Annotated in this window: 14 protein-coding genes; 1 reads left to right on the top strand and 13 read right to left on the bottom strand. The window is 71.6% G+C overall.

Annotated elements, in window-relative coordinates; all coding sequences use genetic code 11:
* Positions 1–141 precede the first annotated feature (141 nt).
* The 5 genes from WMF36_RS35615 to WMF36_RS35595 form a co-directional block, all read right to left on the bottom strand.
* Positions 142–1839 carry a DUF2330 domain-containing protein gene (locus WMF36_RS35615; RefSeq protein WP_437581993.1) on the bottom strand — a complete coding sequence of 566 codons (1698 nt, stop codon included), beginning with the start codon at positions 1837–1839 and terminating at the stop codon, positions 142–144.
* A gap of 191 nt (positions 1840–2030) precedes the next feature.
* Entirely contained in the window at positions 2031–2171 is a 141-nt protein-coding gene (locus tag WMF36_RS35610) for a hypothetical protein (protein ID WP_437575266.1), read from the bottom strand.
* A gap of 45 nt (positions 2172–2216) precedes the next feature.
* Positions 2217–3908 carry a hypothetical protein gene (locus tag WMF36_RS35605; protein ID WP_437575265.1) on the bottom strand — a complete coding sequence of 564 codons (1692 nt, stop codon included), beginning with the start codon at positions 3906–3908 and terminating at the stop codon, positions 2217–2219.
* Entirely contained in the window at positions 3905–4660 is a 756-nt protein-coding gene (locus WMF36_RS35600) for an RNA polymerase sigma factor (RefSeq protein WP_437575264.1), read from the bottom strand. Before WMF36_RS35600 ends, WMF36_RS35605 begins: the two co-directional genes overlap by 4 nt.
* Positions 4661–4755: 95 nt before the next feature.
* A complete protein-coding gene (locus WMF36_RS35595) occupies positions 4756–6642 on the bottom strand; it encodes a CHAT domain-containing protein (RefSeq protein WP_437575263.1) in 1887 nt (628 codons plus the stop codon).
* 332 nt (positions 6643–6974) lie between these two features.
* Between WMF36_RS35595 and WMF36_RS35590 the strand changes: the two genes are divergently transcribed.
* The gene (locus WMF36_RS35590) at positions 6975–8222 is read left to right on the top strand and encodes a hypothetical protein (RefSeq protein ID WP_437575262.1); all 1248 of its coding nucleotides are present in this window, start codon (positions 6975–6977) and stop codon (positions 8220–8222) included.
* Between the two features lie 25 nt (positions 8223–8247).
* Here WMF36_RS35590 and WMF36_RS35585 read toward each other — a convergent pair whose 3' ends face one another.
* The 8 genes from WMF36_RS35585 to WMF36_RS35550 all read right to left on the bottom strand — a co-directional run bounded on the left by WMF36_RS35585 (position 8248) and on the right by WMF36_RS35550 (position 19761).
* A complete protein-coding gene (locus WMF36_RS35585; protein WP_437575261.1) occupies positions 8248–8790 on the bottom strand; it encodes a hypothetical protein in 543 nt (180 codons plus the stop codon).
* A gap of 8 nt (positions 8791–8798) precedes the next feature.
* On the bottom strand, positions 8799–10484 hold the full coding sequence (locus WMF36_RS35580; RefSeq protein ID WP_437575260.1) for a hypothetical protein: 1686 nt from the start codon (positions 10482–10484) through the stop codon (positions 8799–8801).
* An 11-nt stretch (positions 10485–10495) separates the two neighbouring features.
* A complete protein-coding gene (locus tag WMF36_RS35575; RefSeq protein WP_437575259.1) occupies positions 10496–11839 on the bottom strand; it encodes a metallophosphoesterase in 1344 nt (447 codons plus the stop codon).
* 17 nt (positions 11840–11856) lie between these two features.
* Entirely contained in the window at positions 11857–13101 is a 1245-nt protein-coding gene (locus WMF36_RS35570) for a hypothetical protein (RefSeq protein WP_437575258.1), read from the bottom strand.
* Positions 13098–14813 carry a peptidoglycan-binding domain-containing protein gene (locus WMF36_RS35565; RefSeq protein WP_437575257.1) on the bottom strand — a complete coding sequence of 572 codons (1716 nt, stop codon included), beginning with the start codon at positions 14811–14813 and terminating at the stop codon, positions 13098–13100. The genes WMF36_RS35570 and WMF36_RS35565 overlap by 4 nt, the downstream gene beginning before the upstream one ends.
* A 272-nt stretch (positions 14814–15085) precedes the next feature.
* Complete coding sequence (locus WMF36_RS35560) at positions 15086–16333, bottom strand: eCIS core domain-containing protein (protein ID WP_437575256.1); 1248 nt, start codon at positions 16331–16333, stop codon at positions 15086–15088.
* 180 nt (positions 16334–16513) lie between these two features.
* The gene (locus WMF36_RS35555) at positions 16514–18175 is read right to left on the bottom strand and encodes a contractile injection system tape measure protein (RefSeq protein ID WP_437575255.1); all 1662 of its coding nucleotides are present in this window, start codon (positions 18173–18175) and stop codon (positions 16514–16516) included.
* Entirely contained in the window at positions 18172–19761 is a 1590-nt protein-coding gene (locus WMF36_RS35550; RefSeq protein ID WP_437575253.1) for a hypothetical protein, read from the bottom strand. Before WMF36_RS35550 ends, WMF36_RS35555 begins: the two co-directional genes overlap by 4 nt.
* Position 19762: the final 1 nt, after the last annotated feature.

Raw genomic sequence — 19762 nt, 5'->3', positions numbered from 1 at the left:
GGCTGTAGTACTAGTACTACAGCCGCACGTCGGTGAGCACCGAACGAGCTGGGCTCCATCCGTGTGCGGAGGAGCCAAGCGTCACGATCGTCCGCCCGCTCATCGAAATCCGCGGAGATTCCGCGACGTGCGGCTGTAGTACTAGGAGCGCCGGCGGCGGCGCACGACAAGCAGCAGCCCGAGCAGCGCGCCGCCGAGTCCGCCGGCACGGCCAGCATGGCCGCCGGCGTTGCAGCCTCCAGAAGCAGCGGACTCGACGGCGGGCGGCGGCACATCGACCGGTCGGCCGCCCGGCAGCGAATCGGGCAGGTGCGGGACGCGCCTGTTGTAGAAGGACGCGGGGACGGGCTCGTCGGGAAGCACGCAGGTCGTCTCCCGGCTGCCGTCGCCGGCGATGGCGCCTACCGCCACATAACCCGTCGAACAGCGGCAGGTCGGCGTCATGTTCATGGGCACGCACTCGCCGTGCGGGCCGCAATCGAACGTCGCACAAGGATCCGCCAGCGGCGGCGCGTCAGGAAGCGTCCGGTCACCCGGGTTGAGGAACGACATGCGGAGGTCCTGGCAGGTCACCGTCGGCCGACCCGACGGATCGAACGTGGTGCGCGCGGTCGTCCCGGGCACGCACGCGCAGCCGGCCACAGGCTGGGTGCCGCCTGCGACCTCGACGACGCGGCACAGGCCGCCTGCGCCGCACGCCGCAAAGTCGCACGCCGACGCGGCGGCAGACTCGGCGCCCGGAGCGCTCACGCACATGTCGCGGCCGTCGACGTAGCGCGCGAGCATGCGGACGTTCGATACCTCGGGACCGTCGGTGCGCCGAAAGATCGGATCGACGGTCATCTCCTCGGGTGACAGGCGGGTATAGAGCCGGGTGATGGTCGTGTTGCTCTCCAGAAGCGGCAGCAGCGCGTCGCGCGCGGCCACCTGCGCCTCGTCCGAGCTCATCGTGTTGCGGACCTGCTCGGCGATGCTGGCCGTCGGTCCGCTCATCTCCGTGACGAAGCCGCGACCGCCGGCCTCGTCGACGCCGCGCGCGACGAGCGCCGTCCAGTTCGTCTGCGTCGGCCAATCGTACGGCCTCCAGACGATCTGGTTGTCGTCGATCTCGATGTCCGGCCAGTTGGCCGGCCCATAGCGCCGGTCGCCGAGGACCATCACGGTGATGCCCATCTCCGGCTCGGCCGCGATCGCCGTCAGCCGGATCGGAATCGACGGCGACCCGGACGGAAGCGTGAAGCGGAACGGCTGGATGTCGCTGACCTCAGCGTCCGGCTGGAGCCGCAGCGCGAGGAACTTCATCCCCTCGCTCGTATAGATGCCGATGTACGGCGCCATCGCGTCGTTGACGCGGAAGTCGTTGCTGCGAAGCCATTCGATGAGCGCCGTGGGATCGGTCGACTCGATCACGGCCACGTCATACGGCCCGACCTCTTCCCGGATGTGCACCGTGACGCCGCCGTCGTCGGTGCCGCCCGAGGTGGGCCCGCCCCCCGCGAACACGGGGGGGGAGCAGCTCGGGTCGTCGGGCCACTGGAACTGCGGGCCCGTCGCCGCATCGAGGGCGGTGAGCGCAAGCTGCGGGAACACCGCAAGGCTCTCCACCGCCGGCACCTCGGCGAGCGGAACCACCCAGGCGAAGTCCGGCGCCGCGCCCGCATACTGGATCTGCGTCACCATCGTGACCGAACCGTCTTGGTTCGTCGCGAACACGATCCGCTCCGCGGTCTGGTCCACCGGCTGTCGTCCGCAGAAGAATCCGCCGCACGCCTCAACAGGTCGTGGCGCTGTCGTCAGCGCCGCCGCCGCCACTACCGTAGCCGCCCACACCTTGCGCATAGTCCAATGCCTCCTCGCCCTACCGATCGGGCGGACGCCTCCAAGCAAACCCGGTGCTACGCTCGAAAGCAAGGCGATTCCTGGGTACAACGCCTGGGGGCGACCGACGGTTCGTTCTTGGGCGACACGGTGCCCGGTCGTGCGCCGAGGAGGCAAGAGAGGCCATCAGGCCTCGTCGTCCCGAGGCAGGCTCAGCGCTCCTCGATGTCCGAGGGGACACGCGGGGTCACCTCGTAGTGATCGAGGAACTGGCCGCTGAACCCGGTGATCTCCACGTCGTCCCCCGCGGCGATGCCGCTCACGTCGATGCCGGTTCCGGCATAGACGAACACAGTGACCTCGCCCGAGCCGTCGTCGACGTGGAACCGGTAGCCATATCACCCGCCGAGTCGCTCGCGCCCGCCCGCGCGATAGGCGTCGACCCAGGTCCACAACGTCTCCAGCGACACCATGACGCGCGCCGCGATCGCGCGCGGTGCCTCGTCTCCGCGGATCATCGCCAGCACGGCCGCCTCCCGCGCCGGCGCCGAGGTCGCGGACGCAGCGTCGGTGGCCGGCTCTTCCGCCTGTGTCGAGCGCACTTCGACGGGCGCGGGCGCGGGCGCAGGCACCTCGGCTCGCAGCGCGAGCTGCTGGAGCGGCAGCCGCACCGCCGGATCGCCGAGCAGCACGTAGCCGCGGAGATCGTTGCGCAGCATCCACAGGTGGGCGCGATCGGCGCGATCGGTGGGATCGGCGCGGCCCGCCGCGCGCGCGTCGGCCTCGATCTGGTAGCTCTGCGCGAGCTCGTCGTTCGCGCCGCGGTAGAGCTCCATCAGCGCCTCCAGCGCGATCCCCGCGCGACTGCCGCGGACCAGCACCTCGAGGGGGCGATAGATACGGGACTTCTTGCCCTCCGACAGGCTCGTCGTGCTCGAGAAGCTGTAGGTCCACGCAAGGTCGACGTGACCGATGATCGCGAGCGGCCCCGCGGGGTTAGCCAGCGCGGTCTGCGGCAGGGCCGCGACGAAGGGGCGCTGGCCGGACGCGGGGAGGCTGTGCAACACGGCCTTCAGGCTGCCACCATAACGATCCTCCTGCGCGAGCTGCGAGAGCCACGTGTGATAGGCGCTCGCCGCCGGCGTGCCCGCGCCCAGGCAGGCCAGGTAGAACCACATCCCTCCCGGCAAGAACGTCTGGCCCCGCAGCCGCTCGGCGTCGAGGATCTCGTCGTGGCCGATCACGAGCGCCCCCTGGCGCCGCCAGGAGTCCTCCTCCCTGCGCCAGCCACGCCGGGGCGCGCCCAGCCCGTGGCTCACCGAGAGCAGCACCGAGGGCCGAGCGCCGCCGCCCCCGGCGAGCAGGTCGTCCACGCTGCCGGCGGAGACCTCGCGCACCGAGGCTGCGGGGAGCTTGCCTCTCTCGCTCGCTTCGGTCGATGTGGCCAGGCTCGGGCCGACGAGCCTGGCCTTGCCCGTGACCGTGGCCGCCGAGCCGTCGGGCGTGACGTAGAAGAGCAGATCCGGCGAGGCCTCGGGCGTGCCGCGCCGCGCATAGCGAACGACCTTCTCGGCATAGGCGGCATAGCCGGCAAGATCGGTGTCTCCCGCGCTGTCCGCGAAATGGATGCGCCCCGCGAGCGCGTCGTTGGCGAGCGCGTGCTGGAGCTCCAGCGAGGTGTGATGGAGGTCGCCGAGCATCATCAAGTAAAGGGGCCTGTCCTCCTCCGCCACCTCCTCGGCCCAGTAGATCTCTCTCCGAAAGTCCGCCGATCGCTTTGCGTCCATCCCTTGCGGCACGCGATATACGCGCGCGGGCGCGCCCTGCTCGCCTTCGCGCAGCGCGACGAGCGGCTGGACGGCCTCCATCATCCGGTCGCCCTCCCGGCCCTCGGGCGCGATCACGGCCCATCTCTGGAGGGTCAGGTCGTTGCGATCGGCGTCCGTGCGCCGCCAGTGGTTGGCGTCGCGGCCCTTCCTGGGCCTCGGCGCGCTCTGGGCGGTGTCGCCAGGCAGCCCCTCGTCGAGCACGGGGCGGCGCTCGTCGGCGTCGGCGAGCAGGAGGTCGAGCCGGTCCTCGTGGGCGTTCATGGTCGCTGGCTGCTCGATGGCGACGGCTCGGCGCTCGGGTTGACAGGATCCGTGTCCGCCGCGGCGCCCGCTCTGCCCCGGCGCAGGCCGGAGCGGCCGGCGCGAGCGGCGGGCTGGTTCCGGCCGGAGCGCGGCTCCTGCTCTCGCTGGAGGAGCACCGAACACCGCACGCGCTGCCGGGCGAGCTTGACGCGCTTGCGCAGGTTCTCCTCCGATTCGAGCAGGAGCGCAGCCATCTCCGCGTACGACAGCTCTTCCTCGACGCGCAGCAAGAGAGGATCCCGCAGCGTCGGAGCCAGGGCGCGAACGGCCCTCTCCAGCCGGGCGAGCGTCTCCCGTTCAAGGAGGGTCCGCTCGGGATCGCCGGCAGCGGCGTGGGGGGCCGCCGCGAGCTCGCCGAGATCCTCGTCCACGAGCAGCAGGAGTCTTCCGCGCCGCGTCCGCTCGCGATGGAGGTCCACGCAGGCATGGCGCACGATCGCCTGAAGCCACGCCGCCGGCCTTCGGATGCCCTCTGCGGGGGCGGTGGCCCGAAGCATCGACACCGTCGCTCGGCTGAACGCTTCCTCACCGTCCTCTCGGCCGAGAGAGCGCCGGCAGGCGCGGAGGAGCTCCTCCCGCTGCTCGACCCAGCAGCGCAGGAGCGCGCCGACGGAGGGATCGCGGAGGGGTTTCGCCTGGAATGCCCGGTCGAGCGCGGGCCGTCGCTCGGCCGCGCCGTGAGAGAGGCCGGAGGGCGACGGCGCTACCACCTCGTCACCGCCGGAACCACCCAGAAGCGGAGATTCGATATCACGCCGGTACTCACTGTCGCGGTGCGGCGGGTGTCCGGGGAAGGGGGCGTGTGTCACGAGGCATCCTCCACCGCGAAGGCGTCGAGCTGAGCCGCGAGCTCCGCCAGATCTCCGGTGGTCGCCGCGATGTGGCCCGTGCCGGGCAGCCCGCCGCCGTTGCCCCAGATCTCGATCTCGCTACTCTCGACCCCGGCCGCGAGGACTGCCAGGCTGTCCGGGGGCGCCGGGCGTTGATCGTAGAGCCAGCGCAGCAGCATGCGGTGGCGGAAGTCGAGGCTCGAGAGCGCGACGAAGAGGCCGGGCTGGACGCGCGGCCGCGCGAGGAGCTCCTCCATCCATAGCGGCGGCCGGGCGCCGTCGGCGCCGAGGGGGCCGTGGATGTGATCGTCCTCGGTGAGCAGCGGCGGCGAGAAGATGGGGCGCGGCTCCGCCGAGTAGCCGCCATAGAGTCGGAGCACGACGATCTCGCTCTCGAGATCGAAGCGCCTGGGCGTGACGGGCTCCATCTTCCACGCGGTCGCCCCCGCGGCGCGCTTGACGATGCGCGGCTTGCCGCCGGCGCCGAGGAGCGACGGCTGGATGGCGTAGACGGTCCGCTGCGGCAGCTTCTGCGCGATCGCGTGCTCGAGGCAGGGCCGCCAGAGGAGCGTGATGTGGACCCCCGGCCGGACGAAGCGCGCGAGCGCGTCGACGAGCGGCGGGGCCGTCGCCCCGGGCGAAGCGGTCAGCGCCTGCTGGAAGAGCGAATGCAGCACCTCCTGCCCGAACCGGAGCACGCAGCGCTGCGTGAGCGCGCTCAGCGACATACCCGGCGTCGCCGGCTCACCGTTGTCCTGCATGAACTGCTCGAGCTCCCTCTGGAGCGCCGCGCGATCGTCCTCGAGATCGCCGAGCACCATCGTGAACGGCCGCTCGAGCAGGCTCTGGAGCGCGGGCGCGAGGGCCTTCGACCTGCTCTTCTTCCCCGGCCTCGCCACGCGGCGGCCCTGGAAGTTGAAGACCACCGAGTCCGAGCCGCGGAGGTACAGGACCGGCGAGAACGCCTCTGCGCTCTGGGAGAGCAGCGTCCGCCGCGCCGCCGCCACGCTCGCGCCGATGTCGCCCTGGCTCAGCGAAGCGCCTGTCAGCGCGCGGTAGAGCTCGGTCGAGCAAGCGCGCGCCACGTCGGCCCTCACCGGCCAGAGGTGCGCCACGACGGCATCCGCGCCCGCCCTGGCCAGGATCTCCGCCGCGCTGCCGAGCGCCCCGGCCCTGGCGCCCTCGCAGGCCTCGAGGATCACGAGGCGCAGCTCCTCGCAGAACGCCGCGGAGAGCTCGCGCCCCAGCGCCTCGGCGGTGATCCATGTCTCCTCGCCGTCCTCGTCGTCTGCCAGGCGCAGGACGGGCTTGCCCGACAGATCCACGCCGCCGTGACCGAGCCAGTGCACGACGTGTGGGCTCTTGCCGCGCCGGAGCCTGTCGAAGAGCACCCGCGCGCTGATCTCCTGCCCGGCGATCGGATCGAGCCACTCCATCTCGCCGGCGTCGATCGCCGGGGCGAGCGCCGCGCGCAGCACGTCGAGGGCCCGCTCGCCGGTGCCCGGCGCGATCCCGAGCAGCCGGACGGCGCCCTTGACCTCGCGCGGCTCCCAGGGCTCCGACGAGGTGACGCCGCGCGCGAAGAGCACCCTGGGGTCGGTCCCCAGAAACCCTTCGGACGTCCCCGGCCTGCAGAGCGCCTCCCAGGGGATGGTCTGGAGCGCTTGATCGCGGACGAAGAGCCGCACCAGGAGCGGTCCCCCCTTCGACGCCTCGCCGAGCCGCACGAGGACGTCGCGCAGCTCCCCCTTGAAGACCTCCTCGTGGAGCACCTGGGAGTCGCTCACCGCCGCTGGATCGAGCGATTTGCCGCCGCGGACCGCCCTCCCGACCTTGCTCGCGAACGTCTGCAGGGCATCCAAGCCCTGCTCGGCAGATATCGCGTGCGCCGGGGGGCGCTCTCCCCGGCTGCCACGCGCGCTGACGCGCACCTCAGTACCGCTGATGTCGAGCTCGATCTCCAGCCACATCGAAGGACAAGCCTCGCTACGTTGTGCTCCCTGCCGTGTCTGACTCCTTGGTCTTTTAGAACGCAGCGGACGAGATTCTCATCTGAAAAATAATTAAGGACGCATCGGCGAGCTTGGCCATGGGACGTGATTAATGATGTCCGCCGGCAAGCGTGCGCGAGCGGAGAACGGATACGATCATGGGATTCATCAGCGATTCTCGTTCACGATGGCTCGGTAGATACATGAACCCACGTCCCATCCGTTGTCGTGACGGCTTCCACGTCGTCTCGGCGACGCGCGTCGGAGACGCGAGAGCCTGCGTGGTCATCGTGCCCGGCCCGGCCGCCAGCGCGGCGCGGGCGGACGCTGCGTTTGCCGAGATCGAGCGCGTCCACGCGCTCCTCGACCATCCGCTCATCCCGAAGGTCGCGGCGCGCGGGGTCGCCGACGGGACGCCGTACATCGAGCTCGCCTGCGACGCCGTGATCGACGGCGTCGACCTCACCAGCCTCCTGAACGACGCCGGATGGAAGGTGCCGCCCGGGAGCGCGGCTGGCCTCATCGCGAGCCTCCGCAAGGCGATGCAGGCGGCCCACGCTGTGACCGACCCGAAGCGCGGGCGGCCCGTCTGCATCGGTCGCGTCTCGTGCGCTGACGTCCTCTTCTCGCGCGAGGGGCGCTGGTACTTCATCGGCTATGGGAGGGATGCCCCGCTCGAAGGAGCCGGACAGGAGCAGGTCGACAGGGTCCTTGAGTTCCAGGCGCCCGAGGTGGCCGCAGGCGGCGAGCCGACCCCGGCGGGCGACGACACCGCGCTGTCGCTCCTCGCGCTGTCGCTCCGCCACGCGGTCCAGGGCAGCGCGGCGAGCGCACGCGACGTCGCCCGGGACACCCGCGCGATGGACCTCGATCCCTCCGAGCGTCTGGGGGGGCGCGAGCGGCGCGTCCGCCGCGCGCCGGCGCAGGCGCGAAAGAGCGCCGAGGGCACGGACGCCGCGTCGGACTTTCTCCGTCTCGTCGTGCCCTGCAGCGAGGCGCCTGATCCTGAGGGGTTCGCGTCGCTCGTCGCCAGCCTGCTCGCCGGTCGGGCGCTGCCGCTCCTCTCGAGCGACGCGGTGCCGGCGTGCCCGCCCACGCTGTTCCTCGGCTTCGAGGTGCGCTGGATCGCGACGGAGGACGGTGTGAAACACACGCTCGGGCACGCGCTCAGCCGCATCGTGACGGCCCTCGTCGACCGGCACGACGAGGCGCCGGACGCCTCGCTCTCACTCCAGGAGCTGCTCGACGCCGGCTGGCCCGGTGAGCGGCCGATGGCGGACGCGGGGGCCAACCGCGTCTACGTGGCGCTGACCCAGCTCCGCCGCATGGGGCTCAGGGACGTCATCCAGCGCAGCGAGCACGGGTACCGCCTCGCGCCGCGCGCCGTCATCCGGTTCGTCTCGCCGAGGACCGAGCGCGCGCGATCTCAGGTCACGCGCTCTGCCCCGTGATCGAGGCGGCGCGTCGCTGGCGTCGCTACTTCGCCTTCTGCCCGGCGAACGTCTCCGCCACCTTGAGCACGAGCCGCTCGCTGAAGCCGGCGATGAACGCGATCGCGAAGGCCTTGCTGTTGTCGGCGTCGCCGAGGTTCAGCACCTTCGACTGGAGGAACGCATAGGCGGCGAGCCCGGGCAGCGCCCCGAGGACGGCGCGAGAGAGGGTGACCCGCTCGTCCAAAACCTGAGCGTGGATCCTGGCCCGGAGGGAGGAGCTCTTGAGCGATCGAGCAGCGCTGAAGATCGCTCCCAGGGTGCCAAAGGAGAAGACACCGAGGAGGGTCCGGTACCCCCAGGCAGGCCATTCTTGGACGGGAGCGCGCGTCGTGGCCGTGAGCGCCACGAGCAGCAGCAGGATGAGCAGGGCGAGCAGCGCGAGCGTCCAGAGCTGGTCCCTGAGGAGCCGGCTCCTGAGGTCGACGCGACCGTGGCGGCGTGGCCGCAGGCCGAGGAGCCGCCGGGCCCTGCGTGGCGGCTCGGCGGAGCGTCGGGCCGGCGGGGCGTGGGGCTCCACTTCGACCATGCGTCTCTCTACGGCAGCTCGCCGAGCGCCTCGAGCCCTGCCTTGCAGTAGGCCTCGTACAAGCGCTGGAGCTCTTCGCGCGTGATACCGTATCTCTCGGCGATCTTCTTGTCGCCCTCCTCCCCGACGATCTTCTCGTGGACGGCGCGCTGCATGCGCGCCCCATCCCGCGCGCGGGCCGGCGCGGGCGGAGCGGCGGGTACCGGCGGGAGGCGCGCGTGCACCTCCGCCGGCGCGGGCGCGGCCCTGACGGCTCCCCTGTCGCGGTGGATCGCGAGCCGCGCCGCCGGATCGCCCAGGAGGACGTACCCCGCGAGATCCTCGCGGAGCATCCACAGGTTCGCCCGCCGCTTCGCGCGGCCTTGGTCGGGGGCGAGGGGCTTGCCCGCCATCTCGGCCCTGGCCTCCTGGTTATACATCGCGGCGAGTTCGTGGTTGGCATTCCCCAGGTAACGGAGGAGCTCGTTGTACGAGTTGCCCGCGCGCGCGCCCTTCACCAGCGAGCTGAAGACGCCCTCGAAGCGCGACGCCCGGTCCTTGCCGTCGGGCCCCATGTCCTGGAAGCTGTAGGTCCAGGCCAGATCGATGTGGGCCATGACGGCGAGCGGGCCCCGCGGGCTCGCCAGCGCGGCCTGCGGCAGCGCGGCGATGAAGGGCCGATCGCCCGGCCTGGGCAGGCCGGCGAGCACGCCGTCGACGCGCCCGCCGAAGCCGCCCGCGTCGCGCAGGCTGGCGAGCCAGTGGTGGTAGGCGCTCGCCGCCGGCGTCCCGCCGCCGTAGCACGCGAGGAAGAACCAGATGCCGCCGGGCAGAAAGGGCCTGTCGCCGAGGTCCTCGGCCGCGATCCGCACGCCGCAACCCAGGCTCATCGCCCCTTGCACGGCGCGCTGCTCGTCCGCCGACGACCATCCCCTGCGGGGCGCGCCCAGGCCGTGGCTCATGGTGAACAGCACCGACGGCTCCGGCCTCTCGATCTGCTCGAGGAGCGCGCTCCTCGCCGCGTCGGCGCCTTCATAGCCGATCTCCTCGATGTCCTTCGCCTTGAAGCCGCCCCTCCGCTGGGTGTCGCGGCACCGCTGAACGCTGGGCGCGACGAGCGCTCTGTGGCCGATGGAGGTCGCCGCGGTGCCGTCCTGCGCGGTGAAGAACAGCGCCCGCGCCTGCGCCTCCACCGAGGGGGCCCGCTCCGAGGAGAGGAGCTTGTCCACGTACGCCGCGTAGCCCGCGGCGGACCGGGACACCAGGCGACCGACCAGCGCCTCGCTCGCCATCGCCTGCTGGAGCTCGAGCGAGACCTCGTCGAGGTCGCCGAGCACGAGGAGATACCGCGGCAGATCCTCGAGCGCGACCGACTCGTCATGATAGACGTGCTTGCTCCACCGGATCGCCGCGTCCGCGTCCATGCCGGCGGGGACGCGATAGGGCACGACGGGCGCGCCCTGGTCCTGTTCCCGCTTCCGGATCAGGGGCTCGACGAGCGCGAGCAGGGCGTCGCCCGCGGGCCCCTCGGGCGCGATGACGGACCAGCGCTGGAGCGAGAGATCGTTGGGATCGTCCGAGAAGTCGGCGAAATCGTGGACCAGGTCCTCACCGCCGGGCTGCGCCTCGTCCGCGGCGGACTCGAGCGGCAGCCCCTCGTCGAGGACGGGGCGTTGATCGTCGGCATGGCAGAGGAGCAGCTCGATGTCGGACATGGCTTCTCCTCTCAGCGCGCCGCGCTCCCTGGGGGCACGCGCGCGGCCCCCAGGGAGCGGAGCTCTCCATTGTCCCAGTGCACGAGCCACATCGCCGCGCCGCCTTCCTCGTGCGCGTCGAGGAGCACGGCGGTGAACCGCTGGAGGGTCCTCGCCGCCCTCTGCTTCTCGGGCAGGAGCCTGGGGTTCTGGCGCAGCTCTTCGAGGAACTCGGCCCAGGCCTCGTCGCCGGCGTCGGAGCGCGGGAGCTGCATCAACCAGATCCACGTGCCCGTGTTGGCGAAGACGAGTCCGTCGGCCGCCTTCCAGCGGGCCGCGTGGGTGTGGCCGATCACCACCGCGCCGGCGTCGAACTTCCTCGCCAGGCGCTGGGCGTCGGCCCACTCGGCCTCGTCGGGCTCGAGGTGGAAGTACTCGTCGCCGAGGGTGCCGGCGAGCCTCCGCTGCACGCCCGCGTAGAGCTTCAGGCCGGCGCGCGCGAGCTTGAGGCTGGCGGTCGACATCGCCTCTTCGTCGGCGAACGCGGCGGGCCCGTCGCCGAGCGTGGCCTCGACCGCCGCCGTCTCCTCGGCCCCGAGGCCGGCCTCCGCGAACCTCTCGGCGAGCCCGAGATCCTCCTCCTCCTCGGCGAAGGAGGCCGCCGACCCCGCCTTCTTGAAGAGCTGCCAGGCGATGTCGAGCGAAGCCGCGCTGAAGAGCTGCTTCACGATCCCGGGCGCGACCGCGAGCGCGGCGAGCGCCGCGCCCTGGAAATCGGGCTTGAGCAGGCTCACGAAGCGGAGGCCGTGGCGGCGCGCGATCGGGTTCATGAGCTGCTTCACGAGGACCGAGCCGGCCGCGTACCTGAACCGGTCGAGCCGGGCCAGGCGCCCGTAGTCGACCTTGTTCCAGTTGTCGCTGTGCTCGCCATGGGTGACGAGGATCCGGGCGCCGCCCACGTCGAGGATCGCGGGGGCGTCGCCCAGCTGGAAGGCGAGGCGCGCGGCGACCGCGGGCGGCTGCTCCATCGCCGCGCGCAGGATCTCCTGCACCTCCGGGACGGCGAGCTCCACGTCGTGGTTGCCGAGGCGGATGATGACCTCGCCGCCTCGCGCGAGGACGCGCCCGAGCGCCCTGAGCACGGCGGCGCTCTCGGGCGCGGCGACGATCGCGCGGGCCTGCGCGGCGGCGCGCGCCCGATCGAGCTCCAGCGGGTCTTCGTTCATGAGGAAGTCGACGCCGTCGCCGTTGACCACGACCCGCGCGGGCTCGCGCGCGATCAGGTCGAGGAACGCGGGCAGCGCCTCGCCCCCGGCGAAGACGTCGTAGTCACCCCCGTTGCCGAGGTGCAGATCACTGAGGATGAGGGTACGCATGGCGTTGTCTCCCGGGTTCATCGAGCTCCCTTGAGCGCGGCCAGACGGATCGCCGCGGGCGGCGCCCAGTCCGCCTGGTGCGGGCGGTTGTGCAGGCCCTGGGCCGGGCTCCACGACATCCTCGCGTTGCCCTTCGGGTCGCAGAAGACGTCGAGCAGCGGCCGGTTGTCCGGGGCGCTCGGGGTCGGCGCGTCGGACTTCGAGTTGATGCACCACGTGGGCTCGATCCGATCGTGGAAGGGCGCCCCGCGCAGGGAGCGGAGCAGCCAGGAGATGGGGAGGCCCTCGTCCTCCATCGACATCCACGCCGAGCGGTAGAGGAGCTTGCCGTCGCCGCGGCTCCGGAGGAGCAGCCGGGCGCGCCCGCGCGGCTTCACGTCGCTCTTGACCGTCCCGAGGCCGTCGATCCTGGCGATGCCGCGGAACAACCATTGACCCCTGGAGAGCGCCGGCGAGATGAAGGGCCACCAGTGCGACTCCCAGAGCATGCGCGCGCCCCTGGCGGAGGTGGGGTGCACGACGGGATCGTTGAACGAGGTGGTGGTGTCCCAGAGCTGCCATTTGCGCTCGATCGGGTGCTTGCGGATCACCATTGCCACGTGCCCGCTCCCGGCCCCGGCGGCTCCGGACGCCGACCAGAAGAGGCACGAGCCGACCGTGACCTTCTCCCAGAGATCGTCGGGCCAGTCGGCGAGCACCCTGGGAACGTCGGTCCAGCCGTCGCCGAGCCTGGCCGCGGCCGGCTGTGCGTCGGTCCCGCAGCCGATGTCGCCGTACGGGCCGCCGTCCCAGCCGCCGAGGCAGAGCGCGGTGGTCACCGACTGCTGGCACTGCCCCACGATCGGGTAGCGGCCGCCGTCCTTGATGGCCCCGGCGACCCTCTTTTGCGCACCGTAGAAGTACGCTGGCATCGTGTAGGGGATGCCGGTCTGGTGCTCGGCGACGGCCCGCGCCCAGTCCTCGCCGTCGCCCGCGGCGGTGTCGTAATCGGGGTGCGAGAAGATGTCGTCGATACCCTCCTTCGCGCGGGAGACGAGGAATTCGGCGAGGCCCTCGGCGTCCTCCGGCCCGCGGAGGTCGTGCTCGGGGGCCTCCAGCAGGTTCACGGTGCGGACGAGCTGCGGTGGTGGCTCGTCGTCGGCGAACGCGACCGGGCGAGCCAGCCACTCCTCGGGCGGCTCGGCGGGCGCCGGGTCCATGTCCACCCACGCGGGGACGCCCGCCTGCGGCGGGACGCCTTCATCGCTCTTCTCTGCGGTCATCGGTGCTCCTCCTCTTCTGTTCGATTCGATGTCTCCGCGCCTGCCGCCCGGGTCGCCGCGCCCGCGACTAAGGCCGCGTCGAGGGCCGCGAGCGTCGCCGCGCCGATCACGCCGTCGGCGGCGAGGCCGCGCTCGGCCTGGAACTGCTTGACGGCCGCCTCGAGGCCCGGACCGAACGCGCCGTCAGCGCCGCCAGGCACGCTCTCGCCCAGCGCGATCAACGCCTCCTGCAGCGCCTTCACCCCTGGTCCCCTCGCCCCTCTCCGGAGCGCGCCCCGGCCCGAGGCGACGCTCTCCAGATCGGGTTGCCCGGCGAGGGGGGCGCGCGTGAGGCGCGGATCCTTCGGCGGGCTCGGCGCCTTTGGCGGGGGCGCCGCCGCGGGCGCGTCCGCCGCGGCGGCGAACGGGTCATCCGCCGGAGGCCCCGCGGCCTGGAGGAAGGGCTCGTGCAGGCAATCGAGCCCGTCGTCCTTCATGTGCCGGAAGTAGAGCCGGAACTGCCTGAAGTCCGGGATCCACCTGTGCTTGCGCGCCTTGCCGTAGAAGTAGCGGCCCACGAGCGCGGCGAGGCGCCGGTCGCGCTCCTCGGACGGCGACCCGGGGCCGAGCTGCGGTACGGCCCACTCGAGACACCCGATCACGTACCCGGGCGCCCAGTGCTTGAGGTGCGCGATCAGGTTGAACAGCGCCTGCGTCGCGATCGCGTCGGCGCCGCAGATGGTGCCCGAGCCATCCATGAACGTGCGGAGCTGGGCCTCGGTCACCGCGTCGCGCGTGGCTGGGTTCCTGGCCAGGTCGATCAGCCGGTGGAGGAGCGAGACGGAGCGGCGCAGGATCTCGAGCGCTTCCTTGCCTCCGGTGACGACCATGCCGGAGTCGAGATCGACGACGTCGTACACGTTGCTGCCGCGGTAGCGGACGCCGGCGGCGCCCAGCGCCTCGCGCACGGCGTCGTTCGCGGTCGTCCGCTCCATCACCTTGCCCAGCCAGCCGAGACCGCCCCAGCCCGTCCCCCAGGTGACGATCTGGTTATCGTAGGTGTTGATGGCGGCCGTGCTGCCCTCGCGTGCCTGGAGCGCGCGAAAGGCGAGGATCTTCCGCCGATCGGCGGGGCTCGCCTTCGCCGCCCGGGCGTCGAGATACCTGTGCAGGTAGGCGAGGTGATCCTTGTCCGCGCTGCCTGTGTAGACGTGCCCTGCGCCCCAGGGCTTGAGCCCCGGCTCGACCGGCACGGCGGCGCGGAACTGCGCGATTTCGGCGGTGAGATCCTCGGGCAGCGCGCTCCCTGCCTCCACCGCGCCCGAGCCGCGCGCGTGATCTTCCCAGACCGGGAGATCGCCGTCCGCGAACGAGAGGGCCCCGCCCCGTCCCCCCCTGGCCCGGGCGGGATCGAGGCCGGGCGCGGGGAGCGACGGGTCGGCGTACGCGGCGGAGGATCGGAGCTCGGCCACGCCCGCGAGCGAGGTCTGGATCTGCTCCAGCAGCGCGGCGTGGAGCTCCCCGCGCCGGGCCTCCTCGATCTCGTCGAGCCCGATCTCCCAGGTGTACGACGCGCCCTTCCCGCGCAGGATCCGGTGCGCGAAGAGCGCCGGATCGAGCGTGGGAAAGTCTCCGAGCGCGAAGGCCGAGGTGCGTGAGAGCAGGGCTCGCTCGACCTCCTCCGCGTCGCCCCGCGCGGCGGCGATTTCGAACAGGAAGACGTTCCGTGACATGGCAGGTCCCTTTCGGCGGTGACGTCTCCCTATGAAACCGACGAGACCGAGCGTCGTCATCTTAAGAGAAATTAAACTGGTGTTCCTTCAAGCTCCGTCAGCGCGGCGAGGCCGCTGCGCGGCGCGCGTCGAGGAGCGCGGCGCGGTGCTTCACCGAGCCGGCGACAGCGAAGGTCGGCTCCCAGGCAAGCGCCTTGTCCCACGCGTTCGCCAGCAAGATGGCATCGTGAGCAACTCGGACCCACCAGCCTCGACCGTACGCGCGCGAAGAATCACATCTGGTAATCAGGACCATAGAACCAGCGCTTGGTTTCATGCTGGGTTTCCCAGGCTGCCGCCGCGCTCCTCTTCATCCCCGTGGCCGGACGCGGCAGCCCTCTGATGCCCTTCGTGCCGCTGCCTTTCTCCGTGTTATTGCGCCAAAACCAGTTGTGGTCGTGTGTATCCACGTCGGAGAACTGCCATCCATGCGGCGCCTGATTTGGTATTGGCGTTGGCTTCGAGTAGATCGTCTTGTACACCACCTGACGAGAGCCTCCGTCAGTCGTTTCGGCATAGCACTCGAGTCTTCCGCCCGCATTTCTCAGGGGACCTACATTTCCCCTATCCTGGCATGCGTTCACACTGTAGCGGCAAGGCCTCTTTGCCGACACCCATGCTTTTACATGACTCTCTACCTCGCGCTCGTGCTCGCCATTGGCATGACCGGTGATCGGGAAGAGGTTGGTATCGACGTCAGGGCCGCCGAGGTTGTCGTTCAGCAGGTGGCCGCGCACCCAGCGCTTTGATCCCGGGTCCCAGTGGGCCTTCAGGCCCGCGAACAGGTCCTCCATCTCCCGGCTGGTCGTGTGGTTTCCTGTCCTCAGATCGGCCGGGTCGAGGTCCGCGTCCATTTTTTTGCCGACGACCTGGCTGGCCAGGTTCCCGCTGGCGTCGTTGTATTCAAAATCCTGCGTCGTCCACTTCACGACCGTCTTCCGCTGGATGACGTGGACTCCGCTATTGTCGAGACCTACCGGACTGCCGTCATGGATCGCGACCGCCCCTGCGGCCGCCCTGGCTCCCAGCGTGTCCGCCTCCGCCTCCAGCGCCGGCGCGTCGTTGAGCCCTATCCCCTTGTACTGCGCCGTCGCCTGCACGCGCCCCGCCCGCTGCTGCACCACGTGCGCGAGCTCGTGCCCGAGCAGCTCCTGCCCCTGCCTCGTCTCCGGCGCCCACCGCCCCGGCGCCACGTGGATCTCGCTCCCCTGCGTGTACGCGAGCGCTCCCAGCGCCGTCGCGCGCGACGATCTCGGGTGCACCCGCACGCCGGAGAAGTCGGTCCCGAACGCCGCCTCCATCTTGGCCTTCACCGGCGACGGGATCCCCGTGGAATTGACGGCGCGGTCCGGTCCGCTCCCGCCCCCCACGCTGGGCCCAGTGGCCGCGCACGCAAAGAACTCAGCCCCGAACGCGCGCTCCAGCGCCGCGCGCGCCGGCTCGGCCGGCGCCGGCTCGGCCGGCGGTCGCGCCGACGTCATCGTCCTCCTCCGCATGGGCAGCGGCGCCGGAGCGCGGGCCCGCGACGTGCGAGCGGCGCTCTGCGAGATCTTCGGAGTGGACCGGTCAACAGCGATTTGCATGAGACTCTCCTCGGCGCGGGCTGAGAGACGAGGCGGCCCCGCGCGTCACCGCCAATTGTGCGATCAACGAAGCCGCGGTCACCACTCCACGCAGAGCGGCGCCTCCATCCAGGGCAGCTTCACCCAGCTCATCCCCCAGGGAAACCGATCCAGCACCACGTCGTGAGAGGCCCGCTCCACGCGCAGGAACCACGCGCCGTCGCGGACGCCGAGCGCGCCCTTGCGAATCAAGAACGAGCCACGGAATCCGGCGATCGACATGTCCCTCAGGATCGGGGCGCGCTCGATCGCCGCCGTGAGCAGGTGGATGCACTCCTCGGCCTCCGCCTCGGTGACCGGAGGACCGAAGTCGAAGACCTCGGTCCTTCGCATGCCGCAGAGCACCCGCGTGAGGGGAAGCTGGTGCTCGGCCGGCTCGAGATCCCCCGTGCAGAGGTGCTGGAGCAGGCCGGCCGCGCGGTGGAGAGCGCGCTGATCGGCTATCTGCCCGTCTGCCATCAACCCCAGGCGCTCGAACAGGTGCCCGAGGAAGGGCCAGAGCACCACCAGCCCGGCGTTGTCCACGTAGGCCTCGTCGGAGTCGCCGTACGCTGGATCGACGGACAGCTCCTCGTCCGCGGCCCTGGCCCCCGGATCGCGCGACGGAGCCTCTCTCTGCGTCTGCCGGACCGGCCTCTCTACGCCCGCGCCGGGGCTCTGCCCGGCGTGGTCCGCGTAGACCTCGTCGGAGTCGCCGTACGCTGGATCGACGGACAGCTCCTCGTCCGCGGCCGCGGCCCCCGGATCGCGCGACGGAGCCTCTCTCTGCGTCTGCCGGACCGGCCTCTCTACGCCCGCGCCGGGGCTCTGCCCGACCGCCCCCAGCGCGCCTACGCCGAGGCTCTGCCCGACCGCCCCCAGCGCGCCCGGCCAGGCCGATGGGCTCGGCCCCAGGGGCGCGTGGAGCCCCGCGAGGAGAGACTTGAGGGGCACGCCGGCCTCCAGCGCGATCCGGGCCAGCGCGTCGCGCCAGAAGCCCACGCGCCCGTCGCTCGGGCTCTCCTCGACGCACGCCGTCCGCAGCGCGCCCGTCCAGACGCACGCCCGGAAGCCGACCGGCGTGGCCCCAGCGACCGCCCGGTACGCGCGCAGCAGGGCTCCGAGCTCCACCGGCATCGAAGGGAGGTCGGCCTGCGAGGACGCCACGAGAGCATCAAAGAGCGCCCAGAGCCGCGCGTCGTGACCGTGGCGGACGATCCTGGTCAGCGCGCCGCGCTCGCGCTCGAGCGCCCGTATCAGCGCCGCGAACGGGCGCGCCGCGCGCTGGAGGAGCAACCCCAGGGCCTCGTCCAGCAGCCGCGGTCGCGTGGTGTCCGCCCACCAGGGGAGGGTGCCGGTGCGGGCGAAGAACGCCACGAGCTCCAGCCGGGAGATCACCTCGGGATCGCTGCCCCGGAGGGCGCTCTTCTCGTCCTCCTCGCGGATCCGCGCGGCCAGCGCCTCCTGCAGCAGCGGACCGAGCTTGTCGACCAGATCGCGCTCCAGGTGGTCGGGGTCGAGCCGCCCGAGATCCACCTCGACCAGCGCGATCCGCTGGAGGCGGTCCGGCGCGCCGAGCTGGGTGCAACACCGATCGATGAGCGCCTCGAGTCGCTGGGCGTGGATGCGGCCGAGCTCGGTTTGCAGCCGCCACGCTGCCTCGTGATCCTGGACGGTCACCTCCAGGATCTGCCGGCGGATCTGGTGGCGCGGCGCGGTCACGGCTCTGTCGCCGGGGGTTCGGGGGCAGAGCCCAGCTCGCTGGACGAGCCCCCATCGGTGACCGATGTGATCGCGACCGATCGCTTGACGAGCCACCCGATCCCGGTGCGAGCCTTGATGGCCATCACGTCCACCGCGTCGCCGACGGGCAGCGGCGCGATGTCCACCAGGGGATCGAGCGGGCGCACGCGCGCCGGGTCCAGGGCCGCAGGCGCCGGCGGATCGCGCGTGATCACGAGATCCATCTCGACCCGGAGCCCCCGGCGAGGAACCTGGTCCGACCCTTCCGGCTCGGTCGCCGCAATACCCTTGTTCAACGACGGGTCGCGCTCGTCGAGCCGGTGGAAGTACGCGGGCAGGCCCAGCTCGCTGGCCTCGTTGCTCGGGTAGAAGTGGTAGAAGACGCCGGGCTGGCCGCCCGAGACGAGCAGCGTGCCGCGGGTGCCGTCGGCGCTCGCTGACAGCGCGAGCTCGAGCGCGGGCACCGACTCCGGCCTCACCAGGACGACCACCGCCTGCTCGAGCTGCACCGCGGACTCGAGCGGCGCGCCGGCCTCCGCGTGGATCTTGCGCGCCTGCACCACGACGATGCTGTCGTCCTCTAGCGGCCCCACGCCGAGCTCGAGGACGCCGCCGTTGCCCGGCATCGCGTCCCCGTGCTGCACGGAGCCGGCCGGCGCCTGCCAGAGCGCGGGAGGACGCGGGGTGTACACCTCGCAGGACGTGCCGGGGACGGCGATCGCCCTCTGGGTGGGCCCCGCGCCGGGCACGAAGTCCACGGTGGAGAGCGCGCGGACGTGGGCGCTGTAAAGCACGCTCGGCTGGCTCGCGGCGATGGTGATGGTGGCGCTGCCCTGCGGCAGGACCGGTGATCCGACGGCCGACACCACGAGATCCCGATTGGCGCGGACCGCGATCGGCAGCTCCGTGGTGAGCACCGCGTTCAGCGTCTCGCGCCCTTCGCTCGCGTCGAACGTCCTCTGGACGTCGACCCGGATCACCGTGTCTTCGGTCACCCGACTGGCCGTCAGCGTGATGGCGCCGTCCTTGTTCCCGCTCACCCGCTCGGGGGGCGTCATGGGGATCGGGCGCCCCGCGCCGTCGATCAGCCCGTACGTCGCGCCCGCCTGGCTGTCCGAGATGCTCACCACCACGCGGCTCCCGTAGTCGACGCAACGAGGCACCTGGGCGAGCTCGGGGGTCGAGACGGGGAGCCCCGTGGCCAGCCCGACCTTCACCGTCGCGGTCTGGAGCAGGAAGGTCGCGCGCGTCAGGGGATCGAGCTTCCTCGCGTGGATCCTGAAGGTCTTGTCCTCCTTGTCGATGATCGGCCCCTTGAGGACCGCCGTCTCCCCGGTCCCGTCCACGGAGCAGGCGGGCGCCACCGCCGCGTCGCCGTCGAACAGCTCGTACCTGACGCCTGCCTGGGCGGGATCGATGTCGATCTCGCAGGGAGCGCCCACGTCCACGGTGAGCTGCGCTTCTTGAACGTTCACGTCCCGGATCGGCGTGGTCTCCCCGATCTGCAGGAGATCGATGACTCGGTCCCGGGCGCAGCGCACATCGATAGGTCTCGCGATGGTCATG

Origin of the sequence: Sorangium sp. So ce887 (assembly GCF_051521455.1) — a bacterium.
Taxonomy (GTDB): Bacteria; Myxococcota_A; Polyangia; order Polyangiales; family Polyangiaceae; genus Sorangium.
The sequence above is the reverse complement of the archived record's forward strand: the minus strand, read 5'-3'. Positions and strand labels throughout refer to the sequence as shown.